Genomic DNA, 12769 nt, shown 5'->3' on the forward strand with positions numbered 1-12769 from the left:
GGGTAGAATTATGGCTTTAGTGGACGTCTTTAATGCGATTACTTTCGATCCAACACATGAAATGGATGTAAAGGCACTAATTACAACAATTTATAATGGCTCTGCAGAAGGTCGTGCGATGCTAGATAAGCTTGTGGCGGATCACACTGCAGGTATTACTTCTCTAAATATTAACTTTGTAGCTGGCGCTTCACAAAATGTTAGAACTGAGAGAGTTTTTACGGATGCAATGGGCAATGTTACCCGTATAGAGTATGAAAATGATTTAAATTGGGATATGTCTAGTAATGTACTCAACAATACTTATACCATAACTAATGAAGGTAAAGTAGTAAACTACACAAATGAATTCCTTTTTGCCCATGAACTTGCCCACGCAATTTATCGTGCAAATGATATTGATAGCCCTGCCAACCGCGCCATTAATTCAAATACACTTGCTGACTATTATGCAATAAGAATAAGCCATCAACTTGCTAATGGTTTTAGCGATATATTCCAAGCAACAGACAATTATTCCCGTGTTGCTTATAATGGAGATTTGAGTCCGCCAGCACTATCAACTGCTCCAGGAATTACTCTAGGTACCCAATTGATCGAAGTTGGTGATACTATAGAGTGGGTTCAAAGATTAATTCAAACGCCAACTGGTGTTACACCAATAGATTCCACAAATTTGGATACACTTATTTTAGATGTCAGTAACGTCGGCGCTACGATCACTACTGGTGGTGGCAATGACTATATTTATGGTTTCGCCGGAACAGATAACCTAAACGGTGGTGATGGCAATGACGTGCTCTACGGTCATAATAAAGACGGCACACTAGATGATAATGCGATTGACACCATAAATGGCGGCATTGGAAACGATAAACTCTTTGGCGGCGGCGGCGCTGATATACTTGATGGCGGTGCGGATGACGATTTAGTTTATGGCGGTCTCGGTGAGGATAAAATAATTGCAGGTGCTGGCAATGATGAGTTTTACGGGCATGAAGCCATAGGTCATGCAACGCCTGAAGATAATGCAATAGACACTGTGGATTATGGCGCTGTGGGCGCGGCTATTATTTTAGATAGCTCGACGCTAAGTGCAGCAGATATTACTGCTGGTTTTTTACTCGTGTCTGATGACGGTCAAGGGGGTTCTGATAAACTACATTCGATTGAGAGAATCATTGCTACTGGCCAAGATGATGAGTTTAAATTTTCTGATCAGGCTCCCTTTTTTACGCTAGAGGAAATAGATTTTGGTGCCGGTATAGATAGCCTTGATTTTTCGGGAATCCCGATTTCGGGAATGGTAGGTTCAGGAATAAATTTGTCAGGCATTGGAGGGCCAAGCGCAACGCCTAAATTACTTGGTTTAGAGAAAATAGTACTAACGGGAGACGATGACACCCTTGTTGTTGATCAAGATTTTATGTCATTGGGTCTGATGGATGTTGATTTTGGTGGTCATAGTACAGACCCTAATGGTGGGGACAGATTAGATTTATCTGCAATGCCTAGTGGTATTGAAATGAATAATACGGTCATTGTTGGAAATATGACTAACTTTATTAATTATGAACGCATTACTCTCACGGGACATAATGATAAAGTAAATATAACGCAGGATTTATCTACACTTGATTTAAGCAGTATTGATTTTGGGGGCGGTACAGATATTTTAAATCTCTCTAGCGTTCCTGGTGGAGCTACCTTTGGAGATATTTTTGGGCCAAGTGCAGCGGTCGAATTGAGCGGTCTTGAAATAGCTACTCTAACAGATAGCAGTGATACAATTATTGTAGAATTATCTACAGATGTCTTTGGGTCACTCGCGGTGGCGAGTCGAGCTTTGAGTGACATAATCACATTTAATAATACACCAACCGCACCTTCAGAGATACGATCATTGGACACGTCTTTAAATCAGGAAGTGCTATTACTCGAAACGCCCTTGGAGAGTAATGCTGAAGGTTTAACCGGTCGGTTTATCTTCTTTGGCGGTGCGGATGACGATACATTTGATATCACAAATGTTGAGGGCGGTTCGGCTCAAGATTTATATGGCGGCACTGGCAACGATACCATCACGGTTGCGGGTGATGGGCGCACAATCATCTTTGGCGGTTCGGGTGATGATGTAATAAGCGCTGAGGATAGTGCCACAATTTTTGGCGGAGATGGTGAAGACCGTATTGAAGTTACAGGCGTCAACAATTCTTTATATGGCGTCATGATAGATGGTTTGAAAGATAGTCTAAATGCCGCTGGTTCTGCACCAAGTAATGGAGCGCTAACAATTGTTGATGATGGTGTTCAAGATATTCTTATAGCGCCCGCTGGAAATGGTATTCATGCTGGGCACAATGATGCAGTGCCGTTTGGCGTGACAATTCTTTACATACCAGGGCTAGACCCAAATGTGTTGAGTTTAAGAACTTGGAGCGAGGCATCCTTATTTTGGTGGGGGGAAGACCAATATGACCCGGAACTAACTATGGGTATTGGCCCACAACATGAAATAGATGGCCGAATGTATGCTGAAATTGTTTTTCTTCCGAAAGGTGGAAGTGAGTTTAAGATATACATGGAAGGCGCTAGTGATTCTGATCTTAATACCATTGCAAGCATTATACAGATTGCCACAGATTATGTTGTGGGGGAGGACGAATCAGAAAATGGGCCATCTCCTTTTGAGGCTGCTGGTTTAGAGGTTCGAGGCGATATATTAGATAATCATATATACGGAGATGTAGATGATGATCAACTTTTCGGTGATTTCGGAAACGATGTGCTACTCGGCTATGAAGGTAATGATTCTCTATTTGGAGAGATTGGAGAAGACTTTTTAGCAGGATATGAGGGCGATGACACCTTGGATGGGGGAATTGGAAATGATGAATTATATGGCGGCTTAGGTAGCGATATTCTGACTGGGGGTGATGGGAATGATATTTTATGGGGACAAGAAGACCCTGACTTTATACCAATTGACCCAACTAATCCAGGCCCTCCAGGTATTCCAGTACCATCGGAAGAACTTTTAAATAACCAAAATATGGAAGCCAGTAATGATTACCTCTACGGCGGAGCTGGAGATGATAGGTTAAATGGGGGTGACGGTGATGATATCTTGGATGGAGGGGCGGGCCGCGATGTTTTAAGAGGTGGCGAAGGTCATGACACAGCGGATTATCGCTCTGCAACCTCTAGCATAGGCATTATTTTCGCTGGAAACACGACCAGCACGTCGGGAGCTGCTTTAGGTGATAGCTATAACTCTATTGAACAAATATTTGGTTCAAATTTTGATGATACTATAACAGGTGATGATGGCGACGATATTTTTTATGGTCATGACGGCAATGACATCCTTAACGGTGGTGATGGAAATGACACATTAATAGGTGGGGTAGGTATAGACACGCTTGATGGTGGCTTAGGAGATGATTTACTGAACGGTGGTGATGGGGAAGACATCCTCAATGGAGGGGTTGGTTCCGACATACTAACTGGTGGCTTAGGAGCTGATACTCTTGATGGTGGCGATGGAATTGACGTAGCAGATTATCGTGAAGCCGCTGCTTCTATATCACTCAATCTGATGACGGGCGGAACGCAAGGCGAGGCTTTGGGTGATAGCTACACATCTATTGAACACGTTAGAGGCTCGGGTTTTAACGATGCTCTTACGGGTTCAGATACAAACGATATACTATCGGGCGAGGGTGGTAACGATACCCTCATAGGCGGAATTGGAGATGATACTCTTCAAGGCGGTTTAGGTGCTGATATACTTATTGGCGGAGATGGTGCAGATTCAATCGATGGCGGCGATGGTTTCGATACTCTTGACTTCCGAAATGCATTAGCGGGAGTTTCGTTAGACCTAGAAACGGGCGGAACGGGGGGCGAGGCTGCAGGCGATAGCTATAGCTCCATTGAGCGCCTTTATGGTTCTGATTTTAATGATACGATTAACGGGACTGATTCTAATGAATTTCTATATGGCGAAGACGGAAACGACACCATAAATGGCGGCGGCGGCATTGACCGCATTTATGGCGGTGAGGGAGATGACATTCAGCGTGGCCAAGACGGCAATGACCAGCTTTATGGGTCTGCGGGAGCCGACCAACTCAATGGCGGTGCTGGTTTTGATATCGCCAACTATTCCGGTGCGACTTCAGCAATAGCGTTAGACATGTCCACGGGCGGAACATTAGGTGATGCGGCAGGTGATACATATTTTGGTATTGAAGCGATTTACGGCTCTAATTTTGATGATGTCATAACGGGTAATAGTAGCGTTAATGAACTCCGCGGTGGCCTCGGCAATGATATTTTGATGGGAAGTGGGAGTAATGATCGCTTATTTGGCGGCGAAGGCGCAGATACGCTTGAGGGGAATGCAGGTATTGATGGCGCATACTATACAGATGCTGCCTCAAGCGTGACCCTTAACCTTGTAACAGGTGGAACGGACGGCGATGCTGCAGGAGATAGCTATAACTCTATTGAATGGGTTTTTGGCTCTGACTTTGATGATGACATTACAGGGGATAGCGCCGCTAACCGTTTAACGGGCGGGGACGGTAACGATAGGCTTAATGGCGCAGAAGGTAATGACCGACTCTTAGGTGGTGATGGTTATGACACTATAAATGGCGGTGATGGTGTTGATACGATATTTGGGCAATCTGGTGATGATATTTTGTCTGGTGGCGGCGGTAATGACTTCTTCTATGGTGATGAAGGCGCAGACAGTCATGATGGTGGAGCTGGAATAGATACAGTCTCTTATTTAGCTTCAGGCGAGGGTGTAACGATCAATATGCAATCAGGTGGCACGGGTGGTGATGCTATTGGTGATACATACACAAATATCGAACGCGTTTTTGGATCGAGTCATGATGATAGCCTTACAGGGTCGGATGGCAATGATGTGCTGTTAGGTTATGGCGGTGTAGATTACCTTGCAGGGGGACTTGGTAATGACAGTCTCAATGGCGGGGCTGGGATAGATAGTTTTGGCTACAACACCTCTTCAGATGGTGCAGATAGTATTCTTGGTTTCACGTCAAATGAGACGATTGATATTTTAGGGTTGAATACTGATTTTGATACTTATGTAGAATTGATTGGTGCAGCTACAGATTCTGGAGCCAATGTTTTGTTCAACTTTGGAAATGGCAATACGCTCACCATTGTAGGAATGAATATTAGCGATTTATCATCTAGCAATTTCTCTTTTGAAAATCCAGGAAGTGCTAATGAGCCGTTAGATTTTCAGTTAGAAAGATGGTTTGATATTGCCGATTTTGAGCGATTTGATTTTATGCACGAATTAATGAATATTGATGCATGGACCTTTGCATAAGGGTAGCTTTTTGTCGTTTGTTTAGCCATCTAATTTGGCGGCTAAATTTACGATGCTGCCTTTGACGACAAGTAAGCGCCAATAGTCGACAATCAAACGAAAAGCTTGTCGATTACCTTACCCCTTAATAGGCCCCTCTTTAGCCCTATATTGCCCCTTATTGGGTTTTAACGGGGATAGTGCGATACTTACCGGAACGGAATCGGGAAGCGATGATTGTCGTTTCACAATGCCCGTTTACGGGTATGTTTTGGGTTATTACGGGCTTTATTCGGGTATAGAAGATCTCCCCATTTGTTTCTCCGTTTAAATGCAAAAGTAACCGATTAAAATGCAAATCAACATTAGTCGCCAATTAAGCGCCATTAGGCGGCAAATAACCGATAAGGATGCCGATATAGCTATAGCTCATTTGGGGCCTATTTAGGCCCATATAGGCCAAAACCATTTTCCCGAAACGGTATCGGGAATTGCCGGGAATGTATGGGAAACGTATCGGCGGGTGTTTCAGTACATGTCCCGATACGGTATGAACCTAAACAGGGGTTATATAGCCCTTTAGTGGGGTTAAAGAGGGGTATTAGCTCGGGTTACGGGTAGGGTTATAAATAGGGCATTAAAGCCCTTAATTGTTTTGACGACAATAAACGGATTTCTTGCCGCTAATCTAATCGGCACGCTTATCGGTTTTTATCGATTATTTATCGTTTAAAATAAGACTATGATAAACCACACATTTGTTAAGCCGATATTGAAAACGACCTGTAATGCATTCTTTATCGATTTTGACGTTAAGGAGCGGTGTAAACAGTTGGGCTGAACTATAGCCCTCTAATAACCCTTTAATGGGTTTAATAGGGGTTATAATTGGGGTCTTGGAGGCGTCAGAGAGGGGTTAGGCTTAGGGCTGCTATAACCCTTAAAAGGCCTCAAATTTATTAAAACTCTTAGGCAGTATGATGGCGCTTATGGGCTTCAATCCAGTCGAGCACATCACGGCGTTGGTAGCGGATGGATTTGGCAGACACTTTGACATATTTCGGACCGCCGCCCCTTTGCCGCCAATTCTGTAACGTGCGCTGCGAGTAATGGATTAAACCCGCCGCCTGTTTTTCGGTTAGCAGTTGGTAAGGGTCATTTTGCAGGTGAGTCATAGCGTCTTATCAAGAGTTTAAGTTACTCCTCCTGATTACGCTGGATGACTATTTATTTCACTGAGGCTTTAAGCGATTTTTTGAGGGGGTAAAGCCTCACTGTTTTTGTGGTATTTATCGTAATAGGCGCGAATGGCATTTTCTACAGTATTATAAGTTAGGGTAGGGTGAATGATGGAAACGGTTTCATAAGCAAATTCTGTAAAGCGTTTACGCCCGTTGATTCCATTCATACCATCATATTCAAATGAGCGCCCCATATACCCAACCCAAAGACCATAAAGTTGATCAATCCAGATTCTTAGAGCAAGGTTTCCCTTTTGGCTTTTTACGCCGATTTTTAAAAACTGACCTAGTTTAGTTTGGGTGACTTTAGGGCGAATAGCGATAAGACTATCTAGCATAGAATCAAGATTATTTAAAAATATCGGAACAGCACTCATGTCTTCATTGAAATTCAAAGAATTATGCGTTTCGATTTGTTCCGCCATTGTCATAATCATATAAAGCGTACTGTCTCGTGCAGGCAGTAAGGATTGGAGTTTTTCCGTCGCTTTTTCAATTTTGCGTAGTTGCTCTAAATCTTCATTTGTATAGGGTATTACTAAAGGCATTATTGCGTACATCACATAAAACTTGGCAAGCCTATCAAGTGACTCGAGAAGTATGTGTTGATGCTCTTTTATAATTTTGAACTGATTTATTAGCCTATTTGCGTCTTTTTCAAAATATCCAATGTGCGGTGTATTTACAAAACGCTTCAAGATGAAATCCATGCCTTTAACTGAGGACTGGTCTTCGGGGTAATCCTCAAAGGTCTTTAGAAAGCTTAAAATATGCTGAGATAAAATTGGACAAAACTCCGCGCTGGCAAGTTTAGCTTTGATTTGTATAGGTGTCATATTAATAGATTAGATATCTATAAGCTGATTGCCAATGCCATTTGACGCTTTTGCTAATTCCGCGTCGGCAAGGTGAGCGTAGCGCATTGTTGTTGTTATTTTAGAATGCCCTAAAAGACGACTGACTAAAGCGAGGGGCGTTCCGCCCATAACCGCGTGAGACGCAAAAGTGTGGCGTAGGTCATGTATTCTGACATCGTCTAAATTGGCTTGCTTACGAATACGTCGCCAAGATTTTTGTAGGTTTACAATATGGCTTCCCGCTTTCTCGCCGCAAATTACATATTCATTATCAGGCAATCGCGGGAATTGGGCTAAGACTGTCATAGCCGCATCATTGAGCGGAAGCCGTTTATAGCCTGTTTTACTATCAGGAAATTCGACATGATTACCGTGAATAAACGACCATTGGAGCGTTTGAATTTCGCTTAATCGGCAACCCGTTAGAATAAGTAGCTTATAGGCATTTACGGCATAGATTGACGCCGTATTTTCTAAAGCGACTTTATCAAGGGTTTGCCATAAGTGAGTAAGTTCGGATTTACTCAAAAACCTATGGCGCTTATTTTCCTTATAGCGCTGAACATGCTTACAGGGGTTTTGTGATTGTTCCCGCAATCCCCATTCTTCGCAAAGATTGAAAATTTTGGATAAGACCAAGACACAACGATTAGCTTGGTTAGGAACGTGCTTTAAACTTAGATGTAGAGCCGCAACATCCGCCCGTTCTATATCGATAATTTTACGCTTTCCCAATACGGGTAACACATAGCACTTGAGAATTTGCCTATAGTTGGCTTGCGTCCCCGGTTTTAATCTAACCGATACATACTCATCTAGAAAACGATTGGCGACTGTATTCAAGGTAGGCGATTTAACATGGCGTTGAACTGCGATGGATGGATTTTTGCCGGAAGCTAGTGCTCCCAAAATTGTCTGCGCTTCCTTACGGGCTTGATCTACTGTAACGAGACCGTATTTTCCTAGCCTAACTTTCTTGGACTTGCCGTGATGTCGATATTGAACAACAAAGGTTTTACGGCCCTTTGGAGAGATACGAATACCAAAGCCTGAAAGCTGACTATCCCAGATAATATGGTCTTTGCCTGTCGTCTCTAAAGCGTCAACAATGCGCTTAGTAAGTTTTGTCATAATAGCCCTATTCAAATTTGGCAGCAATTTGGGAGCAGATTGATATCGAAAACGACGGTATCTACAGAGTCATCTAGGGTACTAAAAATTGAATAAAGTCAATAGTTTCAGATATTTATGGGCGTGCAGGGTAATGCAGAGTAAAGGGCGGTAAAGCCCCAGACTAAATTGCCAAGGTGAGGGTCGTGGGTTCGAATCTCATCGCCCGCTCCATTTTTTCTTAACCTTAGATAAAATCAATGAGATCAGCTTAACTGGCTTTTAGCTTTACGGCTTTCTTCTCATCATAGTTGTCTTGGGTTTTGGTGATGGTTGAGCGGTTTTTCAGGCTCCATTGCAGCACCCCTTCCATTTCAGATAGAAAGCTCCGTCCAAAGGGCGTGATTGAATAATCCACGCGCGGGGGGACGGAGGGCGTAACTTTGCGAGAGACCAGACCGTCTCTCTCTAGCGTTCTGACAGATTGGGTCAGCATGCGCTGGGAAATATCCGGAATTGCGGCCAAGAGTTCGGAAAACCTATGCGTACCGAAATTTAAATGGGTCAAGATTACCAAACACCATTTCCCGCCCAAACGGCTAAAGACCCCGCGAATAGGGCAAAACTCAACATCATAGAAAATGTCAGGTGCAATATTAGGAAATCTATCAGCCATGTTGTGTTCTTAAAAGTTCTAAGCCGCGCCTTCATATAAGGCGCTACATCCTAAAAGTAACTAATGGGTAAATAGGCGAAAATTTCGTACTTAATTTACGCTGAGGAAAAATAATTTCGGACTTTAACCCCTAAAAACCACGGTAAAACCAATCTTTCCAAATTGAGAGTAAATAGCCCTCTTTTCGTAACTCACTTTTAAATAGTAATTTATATAAAAAAGCCTTAACAGATGACATTTGTTCATCCTTAAGTCTTAACAAGCGCAGAACCTATAAATTAAAATACGTATAAATTACAGTTATTTAGATATTTATGCAAAAATAATAAATTAACCCTTCTGAACATAAGCTGACTAGATAGGCTAATTCTTGTTAATAATTACATGAATTTAACATCTTAAAGTATTATTCACTTTAATCCTTCACCTTTGTCCATGGGCGCAACGTTTACATTTATGACGTGCTGGATTTGACGATGTTAAAATTATTCAAAAAAACTATCTCTTCTTTGAAATCAAAGTTTGCGCTTAAACCCGCAAATGAAACGCCCCGATACAGGCGCGGCTCATCAACATTGTCCAAACTCTTGTGCAGTGTATTCGTCACAATGTCACTTGCAGGAGCGGGGATAGAGGCCCATGCAACGCCGTTTACGGAAACTGTTCCGAATGGTAATGGACCTATACCTAATACATATCCTCCAGTTGGTGGTACAATGTTCGTGTTGGTCGGGGCTAACGGAAACCTCTATTACCAGTTCGTCAATCCCTCGACACAATTTCGGGGTTTTCAATTAACGGGTACGCCGACGGCGTTTCAAGGCGCGCCGAAATTTCAGCTTGGACCAACACAAGCGCTGAATTGCGGTACGGTAAGCTGTACAGATTATTTTGGCGGCTCAATTGTAGAAGGCTATTCTCGCTTAACCGTTCGCGATGCGGATGGGTGTGATGCTAGCGTAGGATCAAGCGGAACCAATAATGACTTTGATTATCAGGATGTGTTCTTTGAAGTAAATGGTATCCGCGTCAGCAGCCTTTCTGATCTTCCGGCTAATTCTGTTGAGAGAACAAACTTTGCAGGTACCACGACAATCGGGACAGAGAACTGCTTCCGAAATCAGGGAGGTACAGAAACCAGTACAAGCTGGTTTGACCTCACGCCGATTCCAGGCCTATTAAATAACATTCTGACAACAGGCGGCACAACGCCCTTTATCCATGATGATGATGGCTGGACAAATGGCCGAGGTGATAACTTCTGGTATTTCACAGATGGTGATGATGCGACGGGTACGCCAGAAGTCGCGCCGGGTATCACTATTGAGAAAACCGCGGACCGCACAGAATATATGGCTGTGGGCGACGTCATCAATTATAGCTTCTTAGTCACAAATATCGGTTCAGTTACGCTGAACGATATTGTCGTTACAGACAGCTTTATCACAGGTATTATGAACTGCCCGCAGACAACGTTGGTCACTGGCGAGTCCATGACCTGTACGGCGTCGCATACGGTATCACAGGACAACATCGATAACGATATGGTGTTTGTGAATACAGCGGAAGTGACCGCCAACCCGACAGAGGGTCAATTGGGTAATGTGTCAGGCACGCTGACAATCCCAGGTCCCGATGCCAATAACTCTATCACGATTACCAAAGTGGCCTCCAAAGACACAGATGTCGAAGCCGGTGATGTGATTACTTATACTTACACAGTTCAGAACACAGGCAATATTACATTAGATGCCGTAAACATAACGGACGTTCACGGGGGCACCGGAACTCTCTCTGCTATCACGCCTGCAAGTGTCGATGACCTTGGTCCGAATGACACGCAGGTTTTCACCTCTACATATACTGTCACGCAAGCTGATATAGATGCAGGCGGAACCATAGATAACACGGCGACAGCCAATTCAACGCCTAAGCGCGGCTCTATTACAGCCCCGACCGCGGATGAGTCGATCTCGCTTACAGCCCCACAACCCGAAGCCCTCTTCTCTAAAGTAGCGTCTCCCGATGCTGACTTAAGTGAAGGTGACACGGTCACTTATACTTACACAGTCGAGAATACGGGCAATGTGACTTTAAATGACGTGTCCGTAACAGATGCTCATGGCGGCTCAGGCGCACTTTCCGCCATCACGCCGGCGACAGCCTCTATCGCGCCTGGCGGCTCTCAGGTCTTCACAGCCACATATGTGATTACACAAGCCGACTTTGATGCCGGAACGGATATCGGAAATACGGCGACGGCGTCATTTACACCCGCCCAAGGCACGCTTGCGGATATGACGGCTGACGAAACAGTGGCTCTCGCCGAAGCGGCCCCGTCATCCACGCTTAATAAAACAGCGTCTGACACAACGGACGTACAAGCCGGCGATGTCATTACATATACATATGTTTTCGAAAATACAGGCGACGTTACGCTAAATGATGTCAGCGTTACGGACGTTCACAGCGGCACTGGAACATTAGGCCCAATAAGCCCTGCGACGGTCGCCTCAGTTGCGCCCGGCGCCAGCGTTACTTTCACAGCAGATTATACAATCACGCAAGCCGATATTGATGCGGGCGCGGCGATTTCAAATACGGCGACAGGGAATGCGACGCCTCCAAGCGGGACCTATGTGCCGTCGACAGACACTGAAACAGTCACGCCTGAAGGCCCGGCTCCGGCGTCAACGCTAACGAAAACAGCGTCAAATGATACCAATGTCGCTGCAGGTGACGTCATTACCTATACTTATGTCGTTCAGAACACAGGTAATACTAACCTTACAAATGTCTCTATCTCAGATGTTCACGGCGGAACCGGTACGCTAGGCGCGATCACGCCTGCTACAGTGGCGTTTCTTGCGCCAGGGGCGAGTGCGACGTTCACAGCCGATTACACCGTCACCCAAGACGACATTGATGCGGGAGGCGCAATCTCAAATACGGCTACGGCGAACGCAACGCCGCCCAACGGAACATATACGCCGTCAACCGCGACTGAAACTGTTGACCCAGCCGATCCGGCGCCCGCAGCTGATTTTACTAAAACAGCGTCCGAGACAAGCGACGTTCAAGCTGGTGATGTGATTACCTATACATATGTCGTCACCAATACGGGTAATGTCTCCCTTAATGATGTGTCCGTCACAGACGCGCATAGCGGAACTGGCACTTTATCAGCCATCACGCCCGCCAACGTCGCGACTTTAGCTGTTGGTGATAGCGCAACGTTTACTGCCACATACACAGTGACTCAGGCCGATATTGATAGTGGCGCTGCCATCACAAATACCGCGACTTTGGACGCGACGCCTTCAGGCGGCACATTGCCGCCGACAACGGCTGATGAAACCGTTACGCCAGAAACACCGGCGCCTGCGATGACTCTGGCCAAGACAGCGTCAGAGACAAGCGATGTCCAAGTCGGAGAGGTGATCACTTACACTTATGAAGTCGTCAATACGGGTAATGTTTCGATGTCAGATGTCAGCATTACGGATGTGCATTCCGGTTCAGGCACTTTATC

At 44.7% G+C, this 12769-nt stretch carries 6 protein-coding genes; 2 read left to right on the forward strand and 4 right to left on the reverse strand.

From position 1 onward, the window contains the following. Positions 1–10 precede the first annotated feature (10 nt). Positions 11–5374, forward strand: coding sequence for a calcium-binding protein (locus F569_RS19640; RefSeq protein WP_026942865.1), 5364 nt, complete (start codon positions 11–13; stop codon positions 5372–5374). 947 nt (positions 5375–6321) lie between these two features. On the opposite strand, the gene F569_RS0114985 is transcribed toward F569_RS19640, so the two are convergent. The 4 genes from F569_RS0114985 to F569_RS18460 form a co-directional block, all read right to left on the reverse strand. Then, the gene (locus F569_RS0114985) at positions 6322–6528 is read right to left on the reverse strand and encodes a helix-turn-helix transcriptional regulator (protein ID WP_026942866.1); all 207 of its coding nucleotides are present in this window, start codon (positions 6526–6528) and stop codon (positions 6322–6324) included. Between the two features lie 68 nt (positions 6529–6596). Then, complete coding sequence (locus F569_RS0114990; protein ID WP_026942867.1) at positions 6597–7430, reverse strand: hypothetical protein; 834 nt, start codon at positions 7428–7430, stop codon at positions 6597–6599. A gap of 9 nt (positions 7431–7439) precedes the next feature. Next, entirely contained in the window at positions 7440–8582 is a 1143-nt protein-coding gene (locus tag F569_RS18455) for a tyrosine-type recombinase/integrase (RefSeq protein ID WP_034389173.1), read from the reverse strand. 250 nt (positions 8583–8832) lie between these two features. After that, the gene (locus F569_RS18460; RefSeq protein WP_051279951.1) at positions 8833–9237 is read right to left on the reverse strand and encodes a winged helix-turn-helix transcriptional regulator; all 405 of its coding nucleotides are present in this window, start codon (positions 9235–9237) and stop codon (positions 8833–8835) included. A 476-nt stretch (positions 9238–9713) separates the two neighbouring features. Between F569_RS18460 and F569_RS19680 the strand changes: the two genes are divergently transcribed. After that, positions 9714–12769 (forward strand): beta strand repeat-containing protein (locus F569_RS19680; RefSeq protein WP_162143793.1); only part of this gene is annotated, 3056 nt, incomplete at its 3' end.

Origin of the sequence: Hellea balneolensis DSM 19091, assembly GCF_000428525.1 — a bacterium.
GTDB lineage: Bacteria > Pseudomonadota > Alphaproteobacteria > Caulobacterales > Maricaulaceae > Hellea > Hellea balneolensis.